Here is a 25,240-nt window from a genome sequence, read left to right on the forward strand (position 1 = left end):
TCACACCACCGATACAGCCAACGCCCACAAACCCCACAGACCGGCACATCCGCAGGACCCACCGGACCCCCACATCCGCAGGACCGACCGCCAGTTCCACACCCTGCACCCTGCTAGATGAACCACCGTCCGACCCCCCACGCTGAGTTCCGCACCCTGAGACGAGTTGGAGCACCAATGCCCCAGCACGTGCCGTCCCCGCTGCGCCCCGCGTTCCCGCGCTCCGCGCAGCACCTTCCGGCGCTTCCCCAGCCGCCGCGCCGAATCGTCTTCCTTGCCCGCCGTGATCTCGACAACCCGGCGGCCGGCGGCTCCGAGCTCCTGGTCGACCGCCTCGCCGAGGGGCTGACCCAGCTCGGCCACCAGGTCACCCTGCTGTGCGGTGGGCCGGCGGCCTACCGCGACTACCGGGTCGTCTCGGCGGGCGGCGACCTGGGCCACTATCTGCGCGCCCGCCCCACGTTCCACCGGCAGGTCGGTGACTGCGACCTGCTCGTCGAGGTGTCCAACGGCATGCCGTATCTGGCGCCGCTGTGGCACCACGGCCCCACACTCTGCCTGGTCAACCATGTCCACACCGACCTGTGGCGGATGCGGTTCGGCGGGCCGCTGGCGCCCGCCGCCCGGATCGGCCGAAGACTCGAACACTGGGCGCTGGCGGGCGTCGCACAGCGCCGCAACCTGCTGGTCGCCGTCTCCCCGTCGACGGCACACGCGCTGCACGCGATCGGCGTCGAGCGGGACCGTATCCGGGTCGTGCACAACGGGGTCGAGGAGCCGGGCCTCCAGGGCTCGCGCTCGCCGGAGCCGCTGTTCGTGGCGATGGGGCGGCTCGTCGAGTACAAGCGGATCGATCTGCTGCTGCGGCTCTGGGAGCGGGTACGCCCGGTCACGGGCGGCCGTCTGGTGATCGTCGGGGACGGCCCCGAACGGGAGCGCCTGGAGCAACTCGCGGGCCCCGGCGTGGAGTTCGCCGGCCATGTCTCCGAGGCCGAGAAACACCGGCTGCTGTGCGCCGCGTGGCTGCTGCTGCACCCCTCGGCGGTCGAGGGCTGGGGCCTGGTGGTCACGGAGGCGGCGGTCCGCGAGACCCCGGCGGTCGCCTTCGACGTACCCGGTCTGCGCGACTCGGTGGTGGACGGCGAGACGGGTGTCCTGGCCCGCGGCGAGTCCTCCTTCGCCGCGGCCTGGTGCACCCTCGCCCTGTCCGCCCACCGCCGCACCCTCATGGGCAGGACGGCCCGCGACCGCGCCGCGCAGTACCGCTGGAACCACACGGTCCGCCGGTTCAGAGCGGTGGCCGCGGAGGCGGTGAGGGGCTGGGCACCATGAGTGGCCGCGGAGGCGACGAAAGGGTGGGCGCCAAGAGCGGCCGCGGAGGCGACAAGGGGCTGGGCGCCAAGAGCGGCCGCGGAGGCGACAAGGGGCTGGGCACCGCGAGCGCCCCCACCGCCCGTATGAAGGATCCCTCCATACGCCGGTCCGTCACCCTCTTCCGGGCTTTCCTGCACGAGCAGGACGACCCGGAGGCCTGTTACTCACTCCTTGCCCGTGACGCCGCCGACCAGGTCGAGGCGTACGACGGCGCCGTCGCGGGCCGTACCGTCGTGGACGTCGGCGGGGGCAGCGGGTACTTCACCGAGGAGTTCCGGCGGCGCGGGGCGCACGCGTACCTCTTCGAGCCGGACATGGCGGAGCTGGGGCCGAAGCCGCCCGGCTCGGCGGTCGTGGCGGACGGCTATCTGCTGCCGCTGGCCGACGGGGTCGCGGACGTCTGTTTCTCGTCCAACGTCCTTGAGCACGTGGCCGATCCGCAGACGTTCATCAGCGAGATGGTGCGGGTGACCCGGCCCGACGGGCTGATCTACGTGTCGTTCACCAACTGGCTGTCCCCGTGGGGCGGTCACGAGTGGGCGCCCTGGCACTACTTCGGCGCCGAGCGGGCGCGGGCCCGCTACCTCCGCCGTACCGGAAAACCGGCCAAGCACACGCTCGGCGAGAACCTCTTCGCCGTGCACATCGGAACCACCCTGCGGCAGGTGCGCGCCCGCGACGACGTCCACGTCGTCTCGGCGCGCTCCCGCTACTGGCCGTTCCTCGCGGGAGCCGTCGCGAAGGCGCCGGGGCTGCGCGAGTTCGCCACCTGGAATCTCCTTCTCATCCTCCGGCGGTCCTCACCATGACGAGCACGGTCCAGGCTCCACCTCCGGCAGCCGTCCGCCCCACCGCGGTCACCTCGGGCCCCCCGGAGGGGCCCCGGTCGCGGCGGTGGCTGCTGGGGTTCTGGGCCGTGCTGTTCGTGCTGTTCCTGGTCGTGCACCCGGGGCGCATGACCTTCGACACCAAGCTCGGTGTCGCGCTCGATCCCTGGCAGTTCCTCTCCGATCTGGGCCAGTTGTGGCACGACCGGGGCGGCTTCGGCGGCATCCAGGACCAGTACGTCGGTTACGTCTGGCCGATGCTGCCGTTCTACGGCCTGTGCAAGCTGATCAGCCTGCCGGTGTGGCTGGCGGAGCGGCTGTGGATGTCGCTCATCGTGTCCGTCGCGTTCTGGGGCGCGCTGCGGCTGGCCGAGCGGCTGCGCATCGGCACACCCGCGTCCCGGCTGCTCGCCGCCGCCGCGTACGCGCTGTGGCCGGTGTTCACGATCGTCGTCGGTTCGACCTCGGCGGCCGCGCTCCCCGGCGCGTTCCTGCCCTGGGTCCTGCTCCCGCTCACCAACGAGCGTTACAGCGCCCGCGTCGCGGCCCTCCGCTCGGCGCTGGTCATCCCCTTCATGGGCGGCGTGAACGCGGCCTCGACCCTCGCCGCGCTGCTCCCCGTGGGCCTGTATCTCCTCTCCCGCCCGCGCGGCCCACGGCAGCGCAAGCTGATCGCCTGGTGGGTGCCGGGCGTGATCCTGGCGACCGCCTGGTGGGTGATCCCGCTGCTGATGCTGGGCATTTACGGCGAGAACTTCCTTCCGTACGTGGAGACTTCGCAGACCACGACGGCCACCATGTCGGCGACGGAGACCCTGCGCGGCGCGGGCAACTGGGTCGCGTATCTGCACTTCGGCGAGGCCTGGCTGCCGGCCGGCTGGACGGTCGTGTCCTCGGTGATCGTGGTCGTCTGCTCGGCGCTCGCGGCGGGCCTCGGTCTTGCCGGGCTCGCGCGCCGTGACCTGCCCGAGCGGCGCTGGCTGGTGCTCACCGTGCTGTCGGTCGCGCTCATCACCATGGCCGGGTACGGCGGTTCGTTCGGCGCCCCCTTCCACGGTGTGGTCCAGGACTGGCTGAACGGCGGGCTCGTCCCCTTCCGCAACATCTACAAGTTCCAGGCTGGGCTGGCGCTGGCCCTCGTGTTCGGGCTGGCCCATCTGGTCGGGATCGCCTCGGAGCAGCGGGGGGCCAGACGGGTCCGCGGGCGCCGTTACGCTCCGCTGATCGCGGCGATCCTGGTCCTCCCCGGCCTCGCCTGGCCGTATCTCAACGGCTCGATCCTGAACCCGGGCTCCTTCCAGGAACTCCCCAAGTACTGGCAGACGACGGCCGACTGGCTGGAGAAGTACTCCCCCGACTCCCGCGCCCTCGTCGTCCCCGCCACCGCGCACGGCATCTACACCTGGGGCTCCACCATCGACCAGCCCCTCGATGTCCTCGCCGAATCCCGCTGGGCGCAGCGCGATTACGTCCCGTTCGGCACCGCGGGCAACCGGCGCGCCATGGACGCGGTCGAGCAGTCACTGATGACGGGCTCTGAAGTCCCGGGCCTGGCCGACTACTTGAGCCGGGCCGGCCTCTACTACGTCGTCGTACGCAACGACCTGGACCCCGATCAGTTGGGTTATGTCCCGACCGCGACCGTGAAGCGGACCCTGGAACAGTCGGGGTACCAGCGTGTGACGGGCTTCGGCCCCGAAATGACCGGTGGCCGGATCGCCGAGGACACCCCCTTGCAGGTCGAAGGCCTGTATCCGCGCCAGCGGGCTGTCGAGATCTACGAGCCGGCGAGCGAGGACGTGGCACGGCCGGGGCAGGCCGGGCTCAAGCCGATCGCCGACACCGCCGTCGTCTCCGGCGGCCCCGAGGCGCTCCTGCCGCTCTCCGCCGACCCCTCGATGCGGGACCGCGCCGCCGTGCTCACCGGCGACAACCATCCCGGGCTCGGCACCCCGGCCGTCCAGGTGCTGGGCGACGGGCTGCGGCGCGCCGACACCCGCTTCGGGCTGGTCAACGCCAACACCTCGTACACGTACACGGCCGACCAGCGCAACGACAGCGACAGCGCGCAGGATCCGGGCGAGAAACCGCACCAGATCGTGCCGACGGAGGGCATCGAGCACCAGACGGTCGCCGAACTCCGCGGCGCCCGCTCGGTGACGGCCTCCTCGACCGGCAACTGGCTGTTCTACCTCCCGCAGTACGACCCCGTGAACGCCTTCGACGGCAACCCGGACACCGCTTGGGCGGAGGGCGCGGCCGGCTCGGCGGACGGACAGTGGCTGCGGATCGGCTTCACCGGGTCCGTGGACATGGCCTCGTCGTTCAAGGTGACACCGCTGCCGCAGGACGGCGTACGGTCGGCGGCGACGCGGGTCCGGGTGGAGACGGAGAAGGGCTCCGCCACGAGCTATCTCCAGCCGAACGGCATGACCCAGAGCATCAAGTCACCGTCCGGCTCGACGAGTTGGCTGAAGATCACGATCGTCGACTCCACGGAGCAGCACACCGGCCTCACCGGCGCCGGCTTCTCCGAGATCGACATCCCGGACGTCCAGGTGACCCGCCTCCTGAAGCTCCCGACGGACGCCGCCGACTCGGACGCCACCGCCGAGATCGTCTCCCTGCACCGCTCGGCCGACCCCACCGGGCTGTCCCCGACGGGCACGGAGGCGGGCCTGCACCGCACCTTCTCGACGTCGACGGCGGGGACGTACGAGATCAAGGCGAGCGCGGTCCCGGTCCCGGGCGAGGAACTCGACAAGCTGCTGTATGAGGTGGCGCCCGAGCAGCAGAGCCGGATCGTCGCGACGGCCGACTCGACGGCGCAACTCGGCGCGGGTCTCTCGGCGCGCAATCTCACCGACGGCGACCTGACGACGGCATGGATCGCGGGCGACAACCCGACGATCCATCTGAGCTGGCCGGACAAGCAGCCGGTCTCCTCGATCGTGCTGGCGCCCGCGGGCGGTCTCTCGACCCGCCCGACCAAGATCGCCATCAGCTCCCCGGACGGGGCGGCGATCGTCGGCGTCGACGAGAACGGCTGGGCCCGCTTCGAGCCCATCACCACCGACCGCCTCGACATCACCGTCACCGAGACCGCGCCGCTGACCGTCCACAACCCCGTCGCGGACGCCGACCTGCAACTGCCGGTCGGTCTGACGGAGGCGTACATCCCGGCCCTCGACCAGTACCGCACCAAGCAGCCGTCGGGCACCCGGGAGTTCTCGCTCCCCTGCGGCAAGGGTCCGGCGGTCGCGGTCGACGGGAAGCTGTACGAGACGAGCGCGACCGGGACGGTGGCGGATCTGGTCGAACGCCGGGCCATCGACCTGACGCTCTGCCAGGAAGGCAGCGAAAACGCCGAGTTGGACCTCGGTACCGGCTCGCACCGGGTCGAGGCCGGAAACGCCGGACCACTCACCGTCACCGACGTGACGCTGACCCGCGGGACGGTCACGGAGGCGGCCACCGCCGGACGTGATCTGGGGATACGCGACTGGCTGGGCGACCGCCGCGAGGTGACGGTCGGCTCGGGCGCGGCCTCGTACCTGACGACGTACGAGAACTTCAACGACGGCTGGAAGGCGACGCTCGACGGCAAGGAACTCACGCCGGTACGGCTCGACGGCTGGCAGCAGGGCTGGCAGATCCCGTCCGGCGCGGGCGGCACGGTCAAGCTGTCGTACGAGCCCTCGACGACGTACGAGGCCGGGCTGATCGGTGGCGGGGTCGGCGTGGCCGCTCTCGTGGGCCTCGTCCTGTGGCGCCGCCGCGAGCCCAACGCGGACGAGCCGCAGCCGGTGTCGCCGGGGCCCGGGGTGTGGCTGGGCCTGGTCGCGCTCACGCTGGTCGCGATCGTGATCGCCGGGTTCTTCGCGCTGCTGGTCCCGGCGCTGGCCCTGCTCGCGTGGAAACGGCACGCGCTCCTCGTACCGATCGCGTTCCTCGCGCTCGCCGGGGCGGGGATCGCTGCCGCGACGGGGGCCGGGGAGGCGGTGTCCGCGGATGAGGGGGCGTTCTCCGCGGTGGCTCAACTGCTTGCGTTGATCGGGTTGTTCGCGGCGCTGGTGACTGTCCGGGAAGCTGCTCCCGGCGGTCCGCCGCCGTGGCAGTGGTCGTCGTCACCAGGCTCACCCGGTTCGGAGGCGCCGACGGCGCCGTTGCCGCAGCGGGTGCGGGGGGAGAACCCCGGGCCGGGTGTCGATCCCCGTGCGGGAGCCAAGCCTGCCGGGGAGAAGCCCGGCGCTGAAGCCGAGTCGGCCGGGGAGAAGCCCGGCGCCCGTCCCGAGGCGACGGATCCGCGGTCCGGGTCCGGGCCTGGGACCGACGTTGATTCGCCCCCTCCGCCCCTACCCGTCCCTTCCCGGGGCTCCGCCCCGGACCCCGCTCCTCAAACGCCGGAGGGGCTGAATCCTCCCGAACCTGCGAGCGCCGAGACTCGGCCCGAGTCCGGACCGACGATCTCCGCTCGCGGTCCCGGCTCCGCCCACGCGGGGAGGGACAAGGCCATATGACCGCGGTCGAGCACCCGGCACGGAGCGGCGCGGGCGGGCCGGTCAGGCCCCCCGCGCGTGTCCCCTTTCCCGTCGTCGACGAAGTCGCCCGGCACTGTCTCCAGGAGGCGGAGCCGGAGACGGTCCACATCGAGGTGCACGTGCCCGGCCGGCTGGACCCCGGACGTATGCGGTCGGCCTTCAACGAGGCGCTGCGCCGGCACCCCCGCATCCTGATGCGGGAGGCGTCGGGGCCCTGGTACCGCCTGCGGTACGAGTGGGAGCTCACCGACAGCCCGGACGTGGAGGTCGTGACGTTCCCGCCGTCGGACCGGGACGCCCTCAAGCACGCCCGGGACCGGGCACTGGACGACGCCCCGCCGCTGTCGGCCGCACCGCCGGTGCGCCTGGAAGTCGTCGACGAGGACGGCGCGGCCGACGGCACCGTCCTCTTCCTCACCGTGAACCACACGGCACTCGACGGCCCCGCCTGCCTCCGCATCCTGGCCACGGCGGCGGAACTGTACGGCGGGCGCGACAACTCCCCCACCGCGCCCCCCGTACGCACGCCCGGCGCCGCCGAGGCCGAGCGGGTGGACACCCCCTCCACCTGGGCTCCGCCCGCCCGCGTGGCCCACGGCACCCCCGAACCCTCCCCGGGCAACGGCCTGCTCGTCACCGAGCTCAACGTGCCGCGCCGCCCCAAGGGCTCCCCCTACACGGTGAACGACCAGCTGATGGTCACGACCGCCCTGATGCTCGCCCACTGGAACAGGGAACACGGCGCCCGCAGGCGCCCCCTGCGGATCACCATGCCGGTCGACGACCGGCCCAGGGACATGGGCATGCCCATCGGGAACGGCACGAGACTCGTGGAAGTCACCTTCGCCCCACAGGAGTTGGACGTGGCGAGGATGGGCGAGCTGCTGCGCCGCACCGCGCTCCGCACCCAGGCCCTGAAGTCCCTCGACCGCCCCCAACTCGGCCACGTCGCGGCTCTCCTGACCGCTCCGGTGGTCCCGGTGACCTGGCGCGCCGCCGTCACCCGGGGCCTGCGCCGGGCCGCCGCGCCCTGGACCTCGACCACCCTGCTGAGCAACATCGGCCGGATCCCGTACCCGCTGGACTTCGGCGAGGCGGCGGGCCGCGCCACCGCGGTCTGGTTCTCCGCGCCCGCCCGTATGCCGCGCGGCCTGACCGTCACCACCGCCTCCACCGCGGGCCGCCTGCACGTCGCCCTGCGCTGGTCGCGCAGCCTGCTCAGCCACGGCGACGGCGCCCACCTCCGCGACCTCTTCGAGCACTATCTGCACGCGACGGAGGAGAACGGCCCATGACGTCAAAGGCTCCCGCGGCCGCCGGGACAACAGGCGTCGTACGCCGGGGACTTCGCGACTTCTACGAGGATCCGGCCGTCCCCGTCGCGTCGGGCAGCGCCCGCAGCCTGCGCCAGGCCCGGATGCTGGCCGCCGCGCTCGGCCCGGCCACGGCCGGCGCGAAGACCGTCCTGGACATCGGCTGCGGTGACGGCTCCGCCGCCGCGACCGCGGCGCCCCTCCTCGCCGGGCACCGCCTGGTCGGCGTCGACTGGTCGCAGGACGCCCTGCGACGGGCCCACGCCCGTGTGCCGTACGCGATCCGCGGTGAACTCAGCGACGGCGGGCTGCCGTTCGCGGCGGGAGCGGCAGACGCGGTGCTGTTCAGCGAGGTGATCGAGCACCTCGTCGACCCGGACGCCGCGCTCGACGAGATCCGCCGGGTCCTGCGCCCCGGAGGCCACTTGATGCTCTCCACCCCGAACCTCGCCGCCTGGTACAACCGCGCCCTGCTGCTGGCCGGCGTGCAGCCGGTGTTCTCGGAGGTCAGTCTGCGCGCGATCCACGGCCGCCCCGGCAAGGAGGTGGTGGGCCATCTGCGGCTCTACACGGCTCGTGCGCTACGGGAGTTCGTGGCCGCGTCCGGGTTCGAGGTCGTCCGCCTGAAGGGGGCGCCCTTCCACGGCGTACCGCGTCCCCTGCGTCCGTTGGACCGGCTGGCCTGCGCGGTCCCGTCGGCGTCCTCCATCCTGCTCCTGCACGCCCGAAGGACGTAGACCATGTGGTGGGGGGTGGCTGCGGCCCTGCTGGCGAACGTCCTGTACAGCACCGGATTCGTGCTGGAGAAACGCGCGTTGGCGGCCATGCCGGAGGTCGACATCCGCCGCCCCGCCCGGCTGTTGCGGCTGGTCCTCGGCAGCCCCCTGTGGATCGGCGGCTCGCTGTCCCTGGCCGCCGGGTTCGGCGCCCAGCTCGCCGTCTACCGCACCCTTCCCATCGCCGCCGCCCAGGGCATCTTCGTCTCCGGGCTCGTCATCCTCGTACTGCTCTCCTCGCGGCTGCTCGGCGAGGAGACGACGGGCCGCGAGCGCTACGCGCTCGGCGCGATCCTCGCCGCCCTGCTGATGGTGGTGCTCTCGCTGAGCGAGGACTCGGACACGGTCAGCCGCAGCGCTCCGGCACCGCTGATCCTCACCGTCTGCCTGCCGTCCCTCGCACTGGGCATCTGGCTGTACGGGGCCGCCGAGCGCCGCTCCCGGCACCGGCACCGGATGCCGTCCACCGGCGTCGAATACGGCGTGGCGGTGGGCCTGTTGTACGGGGTGAGCTCGCTCGCCATCAAGGGTGTGTCCAGCTATCTGACGACAAGTGGACTCGGCGGCGCGGTGGTTGACCTGCTGCGCTCCCCGTACCCCTATCTCCTGCTCTTCACCGGCGCGTTCGGCCTGGTCATGTCGCAGGCGGCGTTGCAGCGCTGCCGGGCCTCGCTGATCGTGCCGGTCTGCACGACGGTGACGAGTCTGTTCACAGCGGTGCTCGGCACGCTCGCGTTCGGCGAGGCGCTGCCGCACGACCCGGTGCGGCTCGCGCTGCGCCTGGCGGGCACCGCCCTCGCGGTATCCGTCCTGCTCGTCATGCCCAAACACGACACGGCACCCCAACCCCCCGTTGCCACCAAGGAGTTGACTCCCCCGTGAACCCCGACGACCCGTTGCTGAAGATCCTGGCCTGCCCGCTGGACAAGGGCCCGCTCCATCTGCTCGTACCCGATGAGTCCGTGGGGTCGGAAGCGGCGCTGTACAACCCACGCCTGCAACGCCGTTACCCGATCACGGACGGCATTCCGCAACTGCTGCCGTCCTCGGGAGAGCAGGTCGACGCGGACGAACACGAGGAACTCCTCAAGCGGATGGCCCCATGAGCAGCCCGCCGCCGATGACTCTGACCGCCCGCCTGGCCCGCTTCCTCCCGACGCGCCTGGTCGCCGCGACCGCCCGCCTTGTCTATCCGCGCTTCGAACCCGAACTGGCCCGGCTGTCCGACCTCTGCCCGCCCGGCTGCGGCACGGCGGTGGACGTGGGCGGCTGGTACGGCCCCTGGACGCGCCGCCTCGCCACCCGGGCCGACCGCGTGGTGACCGTCGAGCCGGTCCCGCACCTGGCCCGGCTCCTCTCCTCCGTGACCCCCGCGAACGTCCGCGTGATCCACGCCGCCGCCTCCGACCACCAGGGCACGGCCCACCTGTGGCTCCCCCCGGACGACGCCGGCGACCGAGGCGTGTCCTCCCTCGTGCGCAGGGACATCCACGCCCGCGCCCTGGACGTGCGGTGCCTGACCCTGGACAGCCTGGATCTCCACGACGTCGACTTCATCAAGATCGACGTGGACGGCAACGAACTGGCGGTCCTGCGTGGCGCGAGCGCCCTCATCGCCCGCGACCGTCCGGCCCTCTTCATCGAACTGGAGTCCCGTATCCAGCCCGTCGCTCCCGTCGTCGCGCACCTCGCCCAGCAGGGTTACCAGGGCTGGGTGCTGCCCGGCGACACCTGGCTGCCCCTCGCGTCCTTCCCTCTGGAAGCCCACCAGGCCCGTACGTCACACGTCGTCTCGCAGGGACTGCTGCGCAGGGTGCTTCCCCCGCGAGGCCCCCGCTATGTGAACTCCGTCCTCTTCCTCCCGGACGGCGGTCGTCCGGGCGACGCGCGCATACGCGACGATGGGTCCCATGCCGCCAGCAAAACGCCCCACGACCCCTTTCACGCCTCTCGACTTCCAGCTGGTCCTGCTGCGCCGCATGGCGGACCACAACCCTGACCTCGTCGAGGACGCCCGCCACGAGCTGGGCGTCTCCATCGCCGACATGCGCGAGGCCAACCGCCGCTGGCAGGCGATGCGGCACGCCCCGCGCTCCCGGGCGGCCATCTCCCGCTACCGCTCGATCCTCGGCGCCCCGGAGTCCGTCGTCCCCCGCCAGATCGGCGACCTGGCCTGCGAGGCCCTGCTCTGGCCCGTCCCCCTCTGGCCCGACCTCCGCTTCGAGGTCCTGGTCGCCCCGAACGGCATCGCCTGGAACGAGTGGCTGGTCCGCGCCCCAGGAGCCCCGGGCCCGGTCCTCGATACCCTCGACGACCTCACCCCCTGGTCCTGCACGGTCGACGAGGCGGCCCGCGCCTTCGCCCCCGCCCGGCCGCTGGAGGGCACGGCGCCGACCCGCTGGGGTCTGGCGTTCACGGCCCCGGACGCGGCAGGCGTACGACACGACTGCGCGGCGGAGTTCACCTGGGGGCTGTTGCAACGGGTGGGCGTCAAGGGGCAGCCGTAGTGTTTGTTGCAGCGGGTGGGCGTCAAGGGCCAGCCGTAACCGCTACTGGAGCGAGCGGCGTCAAAGGGCAGCCGTGATGATCGCCTCCGCGACCGCGGGCACCGACTCCGGGTGCAGCCAGAGGAAGAGATTGGGCTCGATCAGCTCCAGCTCCATGACGCACGGCTCCCCGTCATCGCCGTCCACCAGGTCCACGCGGGCGTAGAGCACCTCACCCGCATCCGGTACGGCGGCCAACGCGCGCTCCGCGACTGAGAGTTCGGCCGGAGTCGGCTCCCAGGGCTCCAGCTGGGGATGCGCGATCTTGTCCACGTCGTACGACGTCCCGGGCTCAAGGACGGCGCCCTTCCGGCTGGCATGCAGCAGCCGCCCGCCGAAGAACTGGAGCGCTCGCTCTCCACCGGCGTCGATGTTCTTCACATACGGCTGCACCATCGCGGTGAGCCCTTCCGCGTGCATCCGCGCGAGATGCCGTACGGCCGTCTCCCGCTCCTCGGGGGCGTACCGGGCGGCGTACCGCGCGCCCGCGCCGGCCGTGGGCTTCACGACGAACTCGCGGTCCTCGGGAAGGTCGACGGGATCCCCCGGCGCGACATACCGGGTCGGTACCACCGGAACCCTCGCCTGCGCCAGGTCCCCGACATACCTCTTGTCGGCGTTCCACCGCACCACACCCACCGGGTTGACCAACCGCGTCGCCCGCCCGCAGCGCTCCGCCCACGCCACGAACTCCGCGACCCGCCAGCTGTAGTCCCAGGTGGACCGGATCACCACAAGATCGAACCCGGCCCAGTCGACCTCCGGGTCGTCCCAGTACGCGACACCGACCTCGGCACCCGCCCCCTCCAGCGCCGCCGCAAGGACGGGCAGGTCCCGGTCCTTGCTGGGCCCCGCGCCCGGGTCGTAGGTGGCGAGCGCGATACGGGCACGTGCGGCACTGCGGGCCACGGTGGACTCCATCCTCGTACGGCAGACAACTCCTGGTGATCTTGCCGCAGGCTAACAACCGTTCCTAAGGACTGAGTGGGAGTGAGTCCTGTTGCCAGGTCTCACGCTCAGCCGCGTGTCCCGAACGGTGTTGGGCACGCTGGTCTCCCGCGTTCGCTCCGCGTCCGGGCGGCACGCATCGTGTGCGTGGTCCGGGAATGCGGGGGCGGGGTCCCTCACGCCCAAGGACATCCGGTGGGGCCTGGACGGTCCGATGCCCACGACGATCACTCCGGTCGTCGCGGGGCGGTGCCGTCCGTCGCCGGATCGGATATCCCTGAGCGCGCCTGCCGATCGCGATGCTCGCGGCGTCGTGTCGGCTGGTCCTGCGGGTGGTGCTGCTGGTCGGGCGCTGCCAGTGCTCGGCGCCCCACTTGGATGTGTAAGCGGGATCGACAGCGATGACCGTGATACCGGTCGCATCCGCCATCGACGTGAGGCGGGCGCGGAGTCGGCCGGTGGGCATGCCGGAGATCAGCTGCCTAAACCGCTTCTTGCGGCCGTGTTTCTCGCGGGTCTTCTCGGCGGTGAAGTCGAGGTCCTCGACGGCTATGGCTTTGACGCCGCAGGTTTTCGCCCAGTTCAGCAGGCGGGTCAGGGCGTGGCGGATCTGGGCGTCGCGGTGGGTAGCGGTGCCGGTCAGGTCGTAGAAGAAGCGGCGCGACTGGCCGGTGGGGTTGCCGTGATGGTCGAGGCGCCAGGCGGCAAGGTGGTCGGCATTGGTGTCCACCCCGATCACCCCGTGCGCAAGGGCCGCAGCCAGCGGAATAGCAGGGGTGGGCGCGTACTGCCAGGAAGCAGTCAGGTACCAGCGAGCACGCGTCACGTCGTAGTGGATGCGGTAGGCGACGGCCCGGTCGGCTTCCACGCGGTCGGCCCACTCGGGGCCCCGGTCCGGGAAGGTGACCCGGGCGGCGAGTACATACCGGCCGTGCGGGGCGTTTGCCAGGGCGGCCAGCGGGGCGGGGAGCTTGATCGAGACTTGGCCGTCGGGGGTGACGCGGATGGTCTCGTTCCCGTACCGCTTCCCGGACTCGCCGTCCGCGGCGAGGAACCAGCGCTCCGCCTCCCAACGCTCCCGCCACTGCACCTCGGTGAGGTCGGCCTCGGTGAGATGGTGCCGGGTGTTCGCCAGCCGCTTCCCGCCGCGTACGACGCGCACACGTCCGGCCTGCCAGTCCTCCACAGCCGCCGCAAGCCGCACCTCCAACGCGGCCAGCCGACGGGACTTGGCATGCCACTCCCGCACCGACCGGTAACCACCCGGCACCCGTTTCGAGCCGCGCTCCCCGACGGGCAGCGACAGACGGTGCCGGATCGCCCGGATCCCGGCCTCCAGACTGTGGATGTGCGCCGCCAGGCAACGCCGCGACAACGCCCACTGATCATGCGACGCCTTGGTGACCGCCCCGGCCCAGCGGGACGACGACAACGGCGTCAACTCCCGCTTCCGCGCCGCCCATGCGTTCGCGGAATGCTCCAGCCCGTCAGCACAGCGTGCCTTGAGATCCCGCGGCGAGCGCGCCCAGGTGCCCGCCGACCAGCCGCAGCACCCGCTCGTCCTCGACGGTGAGGTGCTTGAGCCGGTCCCGCACCGCCACACCCGACGGTCCCACAGCGACAAACGGCGAGACTGGCACGCGCAGACCCGAAACCGACCGCTCCCCATCCCCACGCACCACACCCACCCCCGACCCGCCATCTGATCCGCTTGTCGCACAGATCAACGAACCACCCCGGGAAAGTCACACATTCCCACCCCGAACATCCAGTCAAGCCGTCTACCGCAACCGAACAGAGCGGGACACGCACACTCATACACGTTTCTATGCAGTAACACATAGACAAACAGCCGCAGTTGAGTACCCCTCGCGAAGCCGGGCCAGGCGTTTTCACCTGAAAGGGCCGCAGGGAGAGGACTCACCTGAGAGGGACGGCGGCCTTCCACTCCTCGGCCGTGAGTGGCGGGCCGGTGAGCTGCGGCTTGAGCGGGCCGGCCACGGCGGCGAGGAGCACGCTTGGGGCGAGCAGGACGTGCGCGCCGCGCTCCAGGGACGACACGTCGGTGAAGCGGCGGGCTATACGGCCGTTGCCGGTGGCGGTGAGCAGGAGGCGGTCGACGTACGCGGCCAGGATCCTGTCCCTGAGCGTGGGGCCGTTCTCCGTCGCGCCCGGGTAGAAAACGTCCTGGCCGGTGGCGAGGTCCCACGCCGCGTTGACCGGCCGAGCCACCGCCTTCTGGAGGGCGCGGGCCAGCCCCGGGGTGCCCCAGCCCCGGCTCCGGATCGTGTCGCGCAGCGCCACGGCACTCTGCGCCGCGACCGACATACCGTGCCCGTAGATCGGGTTGTACGCGGCGAGCGCGTCGCCGATCACCGTGAAACCGTCGGGCCAGGAACGTGAACGCTCGTAGTAGTAGCGGCGGTTCGCGGTGGACCGGGTGAAGGCGACACCGGACAGCGGCTCGGCGCCCGCGATGAACTCACCGATGACGGGGTGCCGCAGCTCCTCGGTGGCGAAGCGTTCGAAGTCGCTCTCGTCGGGGGTGGGTTCGCCGCCGCGGGTGCCGGTGAGCGTGACCAGCCAGCGCCCCTCCTCGATGGGCACCAGTACGCCCGACCTGCCGGGACCCCCGCCGCGCGGGGCAGCCTGCACATTGAGGACGGGGAAGCCGCGCCGCGCCGCCTCCGGGGCACGGTAGAGGCGACTGGCGTACGCGAGGCCCGAGTTGACCTGCCGCTGCTCCGGTGCGGGAAGGCCGAGGGCCGCGAGCCACTCCGACGCGCGGGAGGCTCGTCCGGTGGCGTCGACGACCAGGTCGGCGGGGAGCGTGCGCTGTGCGCCGTCGTGGCCACGGACGCGGACTCCGGTGACGGCGGTGCCTTCGAGGCCTTCGGTGCCTTCGAGGCCGAGCACCTCGGTGCGTTCGACGAGCTTGATCCGTTCGTCGTCGAGGACCCGCGCACGGAGGGTCGCGTCGAGAAGGTCGCGGCTGCTGAGAATCACGTGGTGGGACTCGCTCCAGCGGCGGTACCAGCCCCGGGGCGACAGCGCGACCATGTCCGTGGTCAACGGAAGGCGGTTCGCGCCGGCGTCCCTGAGCAGTGCGGTGATGCCGGGGACGAGCTCCTCCATCGCCAAGGCGCCGCCGGACCAGAGCAGATGGACGTGCTGGGCCTGGGGCAGGTTCTTGCGGCGCTCGGGCCCCGCGGGCAGGACGTCCCGCTCGACGACCGTGACGATGTCCGCGAACTCGGCCAGGGCGCGCGCCGCGAGCATTCCGGCCAGGCTGCCGCCGAGGACGACGGCGGATCTCATGGGCCGTGCGCTGGAAGGTCGTTCGCTCCGGGGACGGGCACTCCGGGAACTGGCACTCATGCGGCGGGCACACTCTCTGCTGCTGCGGCCGCGAGCTCGCGGACCGCCCTGATGTCGTCCGTGTGGCGGAGGGCTCGGGACACGGCCTCGATCTCCTCCAGCAGGTTCTCGATGTCCGGGCTGTTGAGGGGTGCTGTGGCGCCGTCCTTCCGGGCTCGTCCCTTGGTCTCGATGGCGTCCTGGATCGTCACGACATGGGCGATCGACTTGGCCCGGTCGGCCTCGTGTCCCAGACCGACCGCGGTGTCGTACGCCCGTCGGCTCAGGTCCTCGTCGATGAATCGCGCGAGGTGGAGCAGTTCGTCCCGGATGAACGTCTCGCGGCGTGTCAGGCGCAGTTCGGGCGTGGCCCTCAGCTCGAAGGGGACGCGGTCGCCGCCGACGGCCCGCGTCAGCAGGTACAGGGACCGCAGGCGCCAGTGGCTGAGCCGGGTGCGGGCACGGCGGCGCAGGTACTGGCCGCCGTGGGGAAGGATGAAGCCCACCGCGATCAGGATGGCGGAGAGACAGGCGACGGGTGGCGCGAGATTGGTGCTCAGCCAGTCGAGGTCGTGGCCGGTCCACCGGGCGACGACGGCCGTGAGCTTCGCGGCGTCGAAGACCAGGTTCATCGCGTATCCGACGCCCAGGCACTTCAGGCCGCCGCGCAGCCATACGTCGAGACCGTCGGTGCGGACCCAGTTCCAGATCAGCTTGGCGGTGATCAGACACGCCACGGTGTGCGCGAGCAGATAGAGCAGGATCTCCTCGCGTATGAAGGCGGTGGTGGCGTAGTACGTGTCGAGGTCCTGCCGCCGCTCTTCGTGGACGTCGGCGAGCGCGAACAGCACCCAGAGCGCGATGATCACGCCCGAGTAGACGATGACAACCCACCGGGTGACGCGGCGGGTTGCCGCGGACCGGTCGGAGATGCCGTTTCGCCAGGCGGCGATCAACAGCAGGCAGGATCCGCAGAACGCGGTGAGGAGGCTGTAGACCAAGGGGGCCGAGATGTTCGGTACGCCGGTGACCCGGTTGGTCCAGGCGATGGTCGGCGGCGCCGCGAAGACGAAGACGCCACAGGCAAGGACGAGCAGACCACCGACGGCTCTGAGCAGCGGGTCCTTCCAGAGCTTCACGATGCTGGGCAGTTTGATCGCAAGGGCGACGGTCAGGACCGCGGCCGGTATCCAGAAGGAGATGTAGAGGTCGTTGAGCAAGCCGGAAGGACTCATCGCCGATCAGTCCTGCGGTCCGCGATAGCCAAGTGACGCCTGGATGGCCCGTTCAACCGGGTCGACCGGCCCCCGTCTCGTACCGGAACCGGTCACCCAGGAGCGGAAGACACTGGCCAGCCGCAGCCCGAAATCCTCGGCCTCGGCCTCGTCGGCCGCATGGGACCCGTGGCGGGCGGCGACAGTGAGGGCGATCTCCTGCCAGCCGGTGCCGTCCGACAGGGTGCGTGCCGCGGCGGCCGCTCCGTCGACATGATGGTTGTGGTGTCCCTGCCTCATGTGCCACAACTCGTGGCCGAGTATGACGAGTTGCTGCACGGCCTCGGCGCGCTCCTCAATGACGACGAGGTCGAAGTCGTGGAACTCCAGCCACAGGCCGGTGACCTCGAACTCGTCGGGGAAGCGCTCGAAGCGGAGCCGTACGGGCCGGCCTTCTCGGCGCCCGCTCATCTCCTCGCACAGGGCACGGGCCAACTCCCGTACGTCGACGGGGGTGTCGATGCGCTTGCGCAGCGCGCGGCCGAACTCCACCGCGAGTCGCCGCATCTCGGAATCGGCTCTGGTCGGCCGCAGCCCCGCCACGAGCTCGCGCGCTCTACGGGCAAGCCTCATCGCCGCTCCCCGTGGGGGAACTCGGCGGGCGGCTTCCCGCTCGCCCCGAGATACGCCACGGGCAGCGCCCGTACGCCGAGCACTTCGCCTCGGTCCAGGCTCTTCTCGGCGATCCGCACATCGAGACGCACGAGTGTCTCGACAAGAGTCGGGGACTCACTCACCCAGGGGCTCCCGGCAGTTGACGCATCAAGTTCTGACCTTGCCGCCGAGACTACGGGGCCGGGTCGGGCCGCGCCATGGCTTTCGAGTTCGCCCGAAGCTAACTCCTGTTCAGCGTCCGCGTCACGCCCGCGAGCACGGCCGTGGTGAGTATCCAGCCCGCGGCGACCAGCGCGTACGCAAGCCACTGCGAGCCGCCGTCCGCCCAGTACCAGTTCGTACGCTGGCCCAGACCGCCGATGGGAATCAGCAGGTCGAGGGTGTAGACGAAGGGCTGGAACGGGGCTCCTTCGCCCTCCTTGACCGGGGTCGGGTCATGAGCCGTGAAGACCAGCGTGCCGAGCAGGATCAGCGCGAGGAGCCAGACGCCGGCCAGCCACGGCCGGTATCCGTATCCGACGGTGGCGTCCAGCACGTGTCCCCACGCGCGTCCGGCCGGGCCCTGCGTGCGGCGTCGATGCCGCTGCTTCGCCAGCAGCACCCGGCGGGCGTCGTCGTCGTGGCCCACCTTTCGGTAGCAGCTCGCCAGTTGCTCGTACGGCTGAGGGCTGTAGTCAGGGCTTCGCCGAATCCATCCCACACGGCGAACCACGCCTTCCCGCCGGCCCACCGCCTCGCGCCGCCGTCCCGCTGCGACCATCTGGATGGATCCATAGACGAATCCATCCAGTTCCACCACGCCCGGCCAACTGTGCTCGCCCTCATTGAGGAACGAGACCTGAGCGCCGCGCAGGTCGACGGCCCCGTTGGGCGTCTCGGCAACGGTGAAGTCGAAGTCGGTGGCCTGCATGTGGAGGCAGACCACGGCGGGACCCTCTCCGTCCCGCGCGCCCTTCAGGGTCGCTCCCTCGAAGGTCAGGTTGTCCGAGATCCGGGCGCCCCGCAGTCGCACGGTCCCCTCCGCGTCAAATCCCCCTGACAGGTCGAGCCTCGTGGTGGTCACGTTGTCCGCCGCCAGTGCCACACCATCGGCACTGCTGAGTCGCGCCCCCTGCATGAACAGACCACCGGGCAACTGCGCGCCCAGCAGCCGTACTCCACCCCGCGTGGTGAGGTTCTTGCAGAAGAGACCGCCTTCCAAGACCAGGCCGCCCGCGAACACGGCCCACTCCCCGGAGGCGAATATCCGAGCCCCGTTCAGGTTCAACTCCCCGGCCACATGGGCGTTGACGAGCGAAAGACGTTCCCCTTCCATCACCGAACGCTTCAGGTCGAGACGCCCTTGGATCCGAGCCTGCCCGGCCTCCACCCCGGGCACCCGGCTGTCCATGATGCGGACCGTCCGCGTGGACGCCCCGTAGAGACTCACCGCCTCCTCCAGCCAACAGTGCTCAAGCGAGAGCACATGGCCGATATCCGCACCGTCGAGGTCGAGCCGCCCGGTGATCCGCGCCCCGACGAGGCGCAGCGAGGCGACAACACCGGACGCCTCGCTGTTACCGCCCAACAGCAACGCGACCAGTACGGCCGCCCGAACCGTACGATCCGGCCCCCACTCCCCAGCCCGCCCCGGATCATCGGCCGCAGCCTCACCACTCCGCAGATCCACCCGCCGCCCTTCGGGAAAGGCGTCCCATACCCGGCGCTCCGGCGGCGTCAACTCGATGTCAGGCAGCACACCGGCACAGTAACGATCAAATTCGCGGGGCGGTGAACTCGTAAGCCAGCTCATGCAGATGACCGCCTCCGGCCAGTACCGAGGCTTCGACGGACCGGCCGTCATCAGCCGGTCTGAGTACCCGTACTCAATCCGTCCCGGGTCGGATCGCTCAGGTGCACCAGCTCCGCCGAAACCACACTGAGGGCCCTGACCCCAAGTCGAAGAGGTGTTCTGTGGCTCCTGCCCTGCAGTTGCGACGTGCGATCCCTGACGATCTCGACTGGATCCACGAACTGCGCCACCGGGTGTACTCGAAGGAGTTGGGGCAGCACGCACCGGATCCCACCGGGCGGCTGCGTGACGCACTGGACGGCGACAACGTCTACCTGGTCGTGGCGCGCGGCGCGGACAGGCTGGGCTTCGTCAGCATCACGCCGCCCTGGGCGGGCCGGTACGGACTCGAGCGCTATCTGACGCGCGACGAACTGCCGTTGCTGACCGAGGACGCCCTGTTCGAGGTGCGCATCCTCACGGTCGAGCCGCGCTGGCGGTCCACCATGGCGGCTCCGCTGCTGATGTTCGCCGCACTGCGCTGGATCGCCTCCCGGGGCGGCCGCCGGGTGGTGGTGATGGGCCGCACCGAACTGCTCGACATGTACCGGGCCGTCGGGCTGCGGCCGACCGGTCACTCCGTTCACTCCGGCGCGCTGTCGTTCGAGGTGCTCACCGGCGCCGTCATCGAGCTGATGAAGACGGCTATGGGCCAGTACGCCGGCGCGGTGGAACGTCTGCGAGCCGGTCTTGACTGGCAGTTGGACATGCCGTTCCTCCCGCGAGCGGACGGCTGCGAGCATGGCGGTGCTTCGTTCGCCGCCATCGGTACGGACTTCCGCAGCCTGCACCGGCGCCGTCAGGTGGTCGCGGCCGATGTGCTGGACGCGTGGTTCCCGCCGGCCCCCGAGGTGACGGCGGTACTCGCGGAAGACCCGGCCTGGACGGCCCGCACATCGCCACCGACCGGCGCCGAGGGCCTGTTGGCCGAGATCGCCACGGCGCGGGCGCTTCCGGTGGAGGCACTGTCCGTCGGCGCCGGTTCGTCCGACCTGATCTTTCGGGCCTTCGGACGGTGGCTGACCCCGGAGAGCCGCGTACTTCTGCTCGACCCGAGCTACGGCGAGTACGCCCATGTCACTCAGGAGGTGATCGGGTGCCGGGTGGACCGGCTCCCGCTGCGCCGTGCGGACGGCTGGCGTATCGACCCGGCGCGGCTGGCGGCTGCCACTCGGTCCGGCCGCTATGACCTCGTGGTCGTGGTCAACCCCAACAACCCGACCGGCCGCCAACTGCCGGGTGCGGAGCTGCGATCGGTGATCGCGGACTCACCAAAAGCGACGCGATGGTGGATCGACGAGGCCTACCTGGGCTACGTCGGCCTGTCCGAGTCTCTGGCCGACCTCGCCGCCGTTGATCCTCGGGTAGTGGTCTGCAGCTCACTCTCCAAGATGTACGCGCTGTCCGGCGTACGGGCCGCGTACCTGGTGGCCGAACCGACCGTCACCGAACAACTGCGCCGGTGGACCCCTCCCTGGGCCGTCAGCCTGCCCGCCCAGCTGGCAGCGGTGGCTGCGCTGCGCGATCCGTCGTACTACGCCGACCGCTGGGCCCAGACACACACGCTGCGCCATCAACTGGCCGGCGACCTGGCCGCGGTGGACGGCTCTGCCACCATCGATGAGGCGGTGGGGAACTTCCTCACCGTGACGTTGCCGCCCGACGGACCGAGCGCCGCCACGCTCGTGCACGAATGCCGCCGCAGCGACGTCTACCTGCGCGACCTGTCACCGATGTCGACGGCATACGAAGGACGCACCCTGCGCATCGCCGTCAGGGGCAGTACGGAGAACGCGCGCATCGTGGCCGCGTACCGCACCGCCCTTGATGTGCTGCGATCCGGCGGGTCCGCTCTCGGGCCGGTGTCGCCACGCATGCACACCGACATGATCACCCGGTGACCACCGTTGCGGCACTGGTGCCCTACCTCGGTGGGGCGCTGGTACTGGGAGGAGTCGCCGCGGCGGCCTCCCGTCAGCGTGAGCTGATGGTGCGGTGGTGTGCCTGGGCGCTCGGGATGCCCGTGGTCGTCGGGGCGTTCTGGCTGGGCCGCCCGGGCACTGCTGCCATCGCTGCCGCGGTCGGGGTCATCGGGGTGCTGGAGTACGGCGGGATGCTGCGGCTGGCGTGGCCGGACCGGGCGATGCTGGCCACGGCGGTCGTCGCCGTGGTGGGGGCCGCCTGGCTGGCGCCCGGGCAGGTGCCCCGGGTGATCGCGGTCGGGGCGCTCGCGGTGGCCGCCGTGCCGCTGCTGTCCGGCGACGCCGAACACGGTCTGCGCCGAGTCGGCGCCGGTCTGTCGGGGCTTGCCTGGCTCAGTCTGCCCGCCGCGTTGGTGCCGCTGGGGGCGACCGCACTCGCCCTGTTCGTGGCCATCTCGGTCGCCGACATCGTGGCGTACTTCGCCGGCCAGAGGCTGGGCGGCCCGCGGCTGTCCCCCCTCTCACCGGCCAAGCGGTGGAGCGGAACCGTCATCGGCGGCGCGGCCGGCCTCGGCACACTCGCGGTGCTCTCCGTACCGACCTGGCCGCTGGCGGTCGCAGTGGCAGTCGGCGGCCCGGTCGGCGACCTGCTCGAATCGATGATCAAGCGTGGCGCAGGGACCAAGGACGCCGCCGGCTGGCTACCCGGTTCGGGAGGCCTGCTGGACCGAATCGATTCACTGCTGATCGCGCTGGCCGTGTTGCTGGTGCTGAGCTGACCGACCCCGACAGGCACCACCGGCTTGCCGCGTGGGCGCAGAGTCGCCGGGGCCCGGACTCCCCCTGAACACCGCGCCCACCCGCAGGACCATGTCCACCTGGGCCTGCCGCCCGCACTGGCGGTCCACGTCCTGGACACCGACGGTCGACTCACCACCCACTTCAGAGGCGTCATCGTGTAGGAACAGTCCAGACGGCACCCCGCAGAAATCCCTACGCCGTCCCTCTGACAAGGAGTACGTGTGTCTCACCTCTTTCCCGCCCTGGTGGGCGGCTCGGTCGTGGAGCGGCCTGCGGTGCGGTTCGGTGATCGGTCGCTGACGTACGGGGAGCTCGCCGACGCGGCGGGGGGTCTTGCGGGGCGGCTCGGCGGGGCCGGGAGGGTCGCCGTGTGGGCGACGCCGAGCCTGGAGACGGCCGTCGGGGTGACGGCCGCGCTGCTCGCCGGGGTGCCGGCCGTGCCGCTCAACCCGAAGTCGGGGGACGGCGAGCTCGGGCACATTCTGGCCGACAGCCGGCCATCGGTGGTGCTGGCGGAGGCAGGGGCGGAACTCCCCGGCTCCCTGCGGGAGTTGGAGCGGATCGACGTCGATGTGCGCCCAGGAGGAGGTGGCGGTGCGTGCGTCGCGGAAGCCCCGGACGACGCCCCCGCCCTCGTCGTCTACACCTCCGGCACCACCGGCCCGCCCAAGGGCGCCGTCATCCCGCGCCGGGCGATCGCCGCGACCCTCGACGCGCTGGCCGACGCCTGGCAGTGGACCGGCGACGACGTCCTCGTGCACGGGCTGCCGCTGTTCCATGTGCACGGGCTGATCCTGGGGGTGCTGGGGCCGCTGCGGCGCGGTGGGTCGCTGCGGCATCTGGGGCGGTTCAGCGCGGAGGGCGTGGCCCGGGAGCTGAACGACGGCGCCACGATGTTGTTCGGGGTGCCGACGATGTACCACCGGCTCGCCGAAGCCCTGGACGAGGACGTGGAGCTGGCCGAGGCGCTCGGCCGGGCGCGGCTCCTGGTGTCCGGTTCCGCCGCGCTGCCCGTGCACGACCACCAGCGGATCACGGCAGCCACCGGGCGCCGGGTCATCGAGCGGTACGGCATGACGGAGACCCTGATGAACACGAGTGTCCGGGTGGACGGTGAACCCCGCCCCGGGACCGTCGGCGTGCCGCTGCCCGGCGTCGACCTGCGGCTCGTCGAGGAGGACGGGTCGACGATCGCCGCGTACGACGCCGACGGCGCGCCCACCGGCTCGCACGATGGAGCGAGCGTGGGCGAGATCCAGGTCCGCGGGCCGAACCTCTTCACCGAGTACCTGAACCGGCCCGACGCCACCGCCGCCGCGTTCACCGAGGACGGCTGGTTCCGCACCGGCGACATGGCGATCCTCGACGCCGACGGCTGTGTACGCATCGTCGGCCGCAAGGCCACCGACCTGATCAAGAGCGGCGGTTACAAGATCGGCGCCGGTGAGATCGAGAACGCGTTGCTGGAACACCCCGCCGTGCGGGAGGCGGCCGTCACGGGTGAACCCGACGACGATCTCGGCGAGCGGATCGTGGCCTGGGTGGTGCCGATCAGCGCCCCCGCCCCCGCCCCCGCTCCCCTCGGCCCGGAACTCTCCGACCACGTGGCCCGCCGCCTCGCCCCGCACAAGCGCCCGCGCGTCGTCCACTTCCTGGACGCCCTGCCCCGCAACGACATGGGCAAGATCCTCAAGCGGGCTCTGATGAAGGATGCGGAATGACTGAGCGGCTCACCGCCCGCGAGGCCATCGCCCTCGTCACGGACGACGAATTCAGTGAACTGACCTTCCCCGTAAGGGACTTCAAGCCCGACGGCCCACTGTCCTGGCAGGGTTACGACAACTCCCGCGCCCGCGCCGCCACCCGCACCGGCGAGGACGAGTCCGTCGTCTGCGGCCGCGCCACCATCGGCTCCACCCCCGCCGTACTGATCGCCTTCGAGTTCGGCTTCCTCGGCGGTTCGCTCGGCGAGCGCACCGGCGACCGGCTGGAGGCGGCGTACACCTATGCGCGCGAGCAGCGCCTCCCGCTCGTCTCCCTCGTCGCGACCGGCGGCAGCCGGATGCAGGAGGGCATGCTCGCGCTCACTCAACTCCAGCGCGTGGCGCGGCAGTCGGCGCTCACTCGGGAAGCGGGGACAGCGCAGATCGCCGTACTGCGGGATCCGACGACGGGCGGCGGCTGGGCCACGCTGGGCGCGGGCGCCGACGTGACGCTGGCGCTGCCCGGCGCCCAGGTGGGCTTCGCGGGCTCCCGGGTGCGCCCGCCCGACGCGGATCCGGCGGCGTACACCGCCGAGGCCCAGGTGTCGGCGGGCGCGGTGGACGCCGTCGTACGGCCACAGGAGCTGCGGCGGACGCTGGCGCTGTGGCTGGAGCTGCTCACCAGCCCCTCGACGGAGGCCGCGGCCCCTCCGGCCGCCCTGAGCACGGTCGACCACCCAGCCACCAACCCCTCACCGAAGCCCGCAGACCCTCCACCCACCCTCAGCACAGTCGACCACCCCGCCACCGGTTGGGAAGCCGTCCAACGCGCCCGCTCCCCGCAACGCCCGCGCGCCTCCGCCTACTTGGACGCCTACTTCACCCGCCGCACCACCATCAGCGGCGACCGCTGCGGCGGCACCGACGCCGGCATGCTGTGCGGCTTCGGCTCGCACGGCGGGCGGACCATCGCGTACGCCGCCCAGTGCGGGACGGCCACCCGCCCCGCCGGTTATCGCACCGCCGCCCGCCTGATCCGCCTCGCGGGTCGACTAGGCATCCCCGTGCTGACGTTGGTGGACACTCCGGGCGCCGCGAACGACGCCGACGCGGAGCGGCAGGGCGCCGGCTCGGCGATCGCGGACCTGTTCGCCGCGGTGGCGACCGCCCGTACGCCCGTCACCACTCTGGTGATCGGCGAGGGCGGCTCGGGCGGCGCCCTCGCGCTGACCGCGCCCGGCAACACCTGGGCCACGCCGGACAGTTACTTCTCGGTCATCGCGCCGGAGCTCGCGGCCGCGATCCTCAAGCGCCCGGCCCAAGAGGTGCGGGCCACGGCCGATCAACTTCGCCTCCGGCCACAGGACTTGCTGGATCTCGGGGTCGTCCGGGGCATCGTGAGCGAATAGGCG

Annotated in this window: 19 protein-coding genes and 1 pseudogene; 13 read left to right on the top strand and 7 right to left on the bottom strand. The window is 71.5% G+C overall.

All coding sequences use genetic code 11. From position 1 onward, the window contains the following. Nucleotides 1-177: 177 nt before the first annotated feature. From AB0N66_RS24485 to AB0N66_RS24525, 9 genes are all read left to right on the top strand, one after another. Nucleotides 178-1,332 (top strand): glycosyltransferase family 4 protein, encoded by a 1,155-nt coding sequence (locus tag AB0N66_RS24485; RefSeq protein ID WP_365438774.1) that lies wholly within the window; start codon nt 178-180, stop codon nt 1,330-1,332. A gap of 125 nt (nt 1,333-1,457) precedes the next feature. Then, a complete protein-coding gene (locus AB0N66_RS24490) occupies nt 1,458-2,183 on the top strand; it encodes a class I SAM-dependent methyltransferase (protein WP_365439052.1) in 726 nt (241 codons plus the stop codon). After that, nucleotides 2,180-6,721, top strand: coding sequence for an alpha-(1->3)-arabinofuranosyltransferase family protein (locus tag AB0N66_RS24495; RefSeq protein ID WP_365438776.1), 4,542 nt, complete (start codon nt 2,180-2,182; stop codon nt 6,719-6,721). The genes AB0N66_RS24490 and AB0N66_RS24495 overlap by 4 nt, the downstream gene beginning before the upstream one ends. Further along, the gene (locus tag AB0N66_RS24500; protein WP_365438778.1) at nt 6,718-8,037 is read left to right on the top strand and encodes a condensation protein; all 1,320 of its coding nucleotides are present in this window, start codon (nt 6,718-6,720) and stop codon (nt 8,035-8,037) included. The genes AB0N66_RS24495 and AB0N66_RS24500 overlap by 4 nt, the downstream gene beginning before the upstream one ends. Then, a complete protein-coding gene (locus AB0N66_RS24505; protein ID WP_365438780.1) occupies nt 8,034-8,792 on the top strand; it encodes a class I SAM-dependent methyltransferase in 759 nt (252 codons plus the stop codon). The genes AB0N66_RS24500 and AB0N66_RS24505 overlap by 4 nt, the downstream gene beginning before the upstream one ends. A 15-nt stretch (nt 8,793-8,807) precedes the next feature. Then, on the top strand, nt 8,808-9,713 hold the full coding sequence (locus tag AB0N66_RS24510; protein WP_365438782.1) for a DMT family transporter: 906 nt from the start codon (nt 8,808-8,810) through the stop codon (nt 9,711-9,713). After that, the gene (locus tag AB0N66_RS24515) at nt 9,710-9,937 is read left to right on the top strand and encodes a Trm112 family protein (protein WP_365438784.1); all 228 of its coding nucleotides are present in this window, start codon (nt 9,710-9,712) and stop codon (nt 9,935-9,937) included. Before AB0N66_RS24510 ends, AB0N66_RS24515 begins: the two co-directional genes overlap by 4 nt. After that, on the top strand, nt 9,934-10,830 hold the full coding sequence (locus tag AB0N66_RS24520) for an FkbM family methyltransferase (protein WP_365438786.1): 897 nt from the start codon (nt 9,934-9,936) through the stop codon (nt 10,828-10,830). Before AB0N66_RS24515 ends, AB0N66_RS24520 begins: the two co-directional genes overlap by 4 nt. Then, nucleotides 10,733-11,338 carry a hypothetical protein gene (locus AB0N66_RS24525; RefSeq protein ID WP_365438788.1) on the top strand — a complete coding sequence of 202 codons (606 nt, stop codon included), beginning with the start codon at nt 10,733-10,735 and terminating at the stop codon, nt 11,336-11,338. Before AB0N66_RS24520 ends, AB0N66_RS24525 begins: the two co-directional genes overlap by 98 nt. Before the next feature lie 60 nt (nt 11,339-11,398). Here AB0N66_RS24525 and AB0N66_RS24530 read toward each other — a convergent pair whose 3' ends face one another. The 7 genes and pseudogenes from AB0N66_RS24530 to AB0N66_RS24560 all read right to left on the bottom strand — a co-directional run bounded on the left by AB0N66_RS24530 (nt 11,399) and on the right by AB0N66_RS24560 (nt 19,309). Next, on the bottom strand, nt 11,399-12,298 hold the full coding sequence (locus tag AB0N66_RS24530; protein WP_365438790.1) for a hypothetical protein: 900 nt from the start codon (nt 12,296-12,298) through the stop codon (nt 11,399-11,401). A 52-nt stretch (nt 12,299-12,350) separates the two neighbouring features. Next, nucleotides 12,351-14,007: pseudogene (locus AB0N66_RS24535) on the bottom strand (IS200/IS605 family accessory protein TnpB-related protein). Nucleotides 14,008-14,245: 238 nt separating this feature from the next. Continuing rightward, nucleotides 14,246-15,643 (bottom strand): FAD-dependent monooxygenase, encoded by a 1,398-nt coding sequence (locus tag AB0N66_RS24540; protein ID WP_365438792.1) that lies wholly within the window; start codon nt 15,641-15,643, stop codon nt 14,246-14,248. Nucleotides 15,644-15,699: 56 nt separating this feature from the next. Beyond that, complete coding sequence (locus AB0N66_RS24545) at nt 15,700-16,917, bottom strand: MAB_1171c family putative transporter (RefSeq protein ID WP_365438794.1); 1,218 nt, start codon at nt 16,915-16,917, stop codon at nt 15,700-15,702. 6 nt (nt 16,918-16,923) lie between these two features. Continuing rightward, nucleotides 16,924-17,529, bottom strand: a complete 606-nt coding sequence (locus AB0N66_RS24550; RefSeq protein ID WP_365438796.1) for a toxin-antitoxin system, toxin component family protein — start codon at nt 17,527-17,529, stop codon at nt 16,924-16,926. After that, nucleotides 17,526-17,693 (bottom strand): hypothetical protein, encoded by a 168-nt coding sequence (locus tag AB0N66_RS24555; protein ID WP_365438798.1) that lies wholly within the window; start codon nt 17,691-17,693, stop codon nt 17,526-17,528. The genes AB0N66_RS24550 and AB0N66_RS24555 overlap by 4 nt, the downstream gene beginning before the upstream one ends. 98 nt (nt 17,694-17,791) lie before the next feature. Further along, on the bottom strand, nt 17,792-19,309 hold the full coding sequence (locus AB0N66_RS24560; RefSeq protein WP_365438800.1) for an oxidoreductase: 1,518 nt from the start codon (nt 19,307-19,309) through the stop codon (nt 17,792-17,794). Between the two features lie 215 nt (nt 19,310-19,524). Between AB0N66_RS24560 and AB0N66_RS24565 the strand changes: the two genes are divergently transcribed. The 4 genes from AB0N66_RS24565 to AB0N66_RS24580 all read left to right on the top strand — a co-directional run bounded on the left by AB0N66_RS24565 (nt 19,525) and on the right by AB0N66_RS24580 (nt 25,237). Next, nucleotides 19,525-21,303 (top strand): aminotransferase class I/II-fold pyridoxal phosphate-dependent enzyme, encoded by a 1,779-nt coding sequence (locus AB0N66_RS24565; RefSeq protein WP_365438802.1) that lies wholly within the window; start codon nt 19,525-19,527, stop codon nt 21,301-21,303. Beyond that, nucleotides 21,300-22,103 carry a phosphatidate cytidylyltransferase gene (locus tag AB0N66_RS24570; protein WP_365438804.1) on the top strand — a complete coding sequence of 268 codons (804 nt, stop codon included), beginning with the start codon at nt 21,300-21,302 and terminating at the stop codon, nt 22,101-22,103. Before AB0N66_RS24565 ends, AB0N66_RS24570 begins: the two co-directional genes overlap by 4 nt. Before the next feature lie 243 nt (nt 22,104-22,346). Further along, nucleotides 22,347-23,846, top strand: coding sequence for an acyl-CoA synthetase (locus AB0N66_RS24575; RefSeq protein ID WP_365438806.1), 1,500 nt, complete (start codon nt 22,347-22,349; stop codon nt 23,844-23,846). Further along, the gene (locus tag AB0N66_RS24580) at nt 23,843-25,237 is read left to right on the top strand and encodes a carboxyl transferase domain-containing protein (RefSeq protein ID WP_365438808.1); all 1,395 of its coding nucleotides are present in this window, start codon (nt 23,843-23,845) and stop codon (nt 25,235-25,237) included. Before AB0N66_RS24575 ends, AB0N66_RS24580 begins: the two co-directional genes overlap by 4 nt. Nucleotides 25,238-25,240 lie beyond the last annotated feature (3 nt).

Source organism: Streptomyces sp. NPDC093544 (genome assembly GCF_040683495.1).
Lineage (GTDB): Bacteria > Actinomycetota > Actinomycetes > Streptomycetales > Streptomycetaceae > Streptomyces.

Coding starts and splice junctions, on each gene's coding strand:
- AB0N66_RS24485 (WP_365438774.1), top strand. CDS start 178: ATGCCCCAGCACGTGCCGTCCCCGCTGCGCCCCGCGTTCCCGCGCTCC.
- AB0N66_RS24490 (WP_365439052.1), top strand. CDS start 1,458: ATGAAGGATCCCTCCATACGCCGGTCCGTCACCCTCTTCCGGGCTTTC.
- AB0N66_RS24495 (WP_365438776.1), top strand. CDS start 2,180: ATGACGAGCACGGTCCAGGCTCCACCTCCGGCAGCCGTCCGCCCCACC.
- AB0N66_RS24500 (WP_365438778.1), top strand. CDS start 6,718: ATGACCGCGGTCGAGCACCCGGCACGGAGCGGCGCGGGCGGGCCGGTC.
- AB0N66_RS24505 (WP_365438780.1), top strand. CDS start 8,034: ATGACGTCAAAGGCTCCCGCGGCCGCCGGGACAACAGGCGTCGTACGC.
- AB0N66_RS24520 (WP_365438786.1), top strand. CDS start 9,934: ATGAGCAGCCCGCCGCCGATGACTCTGACCGCCCGCCTGGCCCGCTTC.
- AB0N66_RS24525 (WP_365438788.1), top strand. CDS start 10,733: ATGGGTCCCATGCCGCCAGCAAAACGCCCCACGACCCCTTTCACGCCT.
- AB0N66_RS24530 (WP_365438790.1), bottom strand. CDS start 12,298: ATGGAGTCCACCGTGGCCCGCAGTGCCGCACGTGCCCGTATCGCGCTC.
- AB0N66_RS24540 (WP_365438792.1), bottom strand. CDS start 15,643: ATGAGATCCGCCGTCGTCCTCGGCGGCAGCCTGGCCGGAATGCTCGCG.
- AB0N66_RS24545 (WP_365438794.1), bottom strand. CDS start 16,917: ATGAGTCCTTCCGGCTTGCTCAACGACCTCTACATCTCCTTCTGGATA.
- AB0N66_RS24550 (WP_365438796.1), bottom strand. CDS start 17,529: ATGAGGCTTGCCCGTAGAGCGCGCGAGCTCGTGGCGGGGCTGCGGCCG.
- AB0N66_RS24580 (WP_365438808.1), top strand. CDS start 23,843: ATGACTGAGCGGCTCACCGCCCGCGAGGCCATCGCCCTCGTCACGGAC.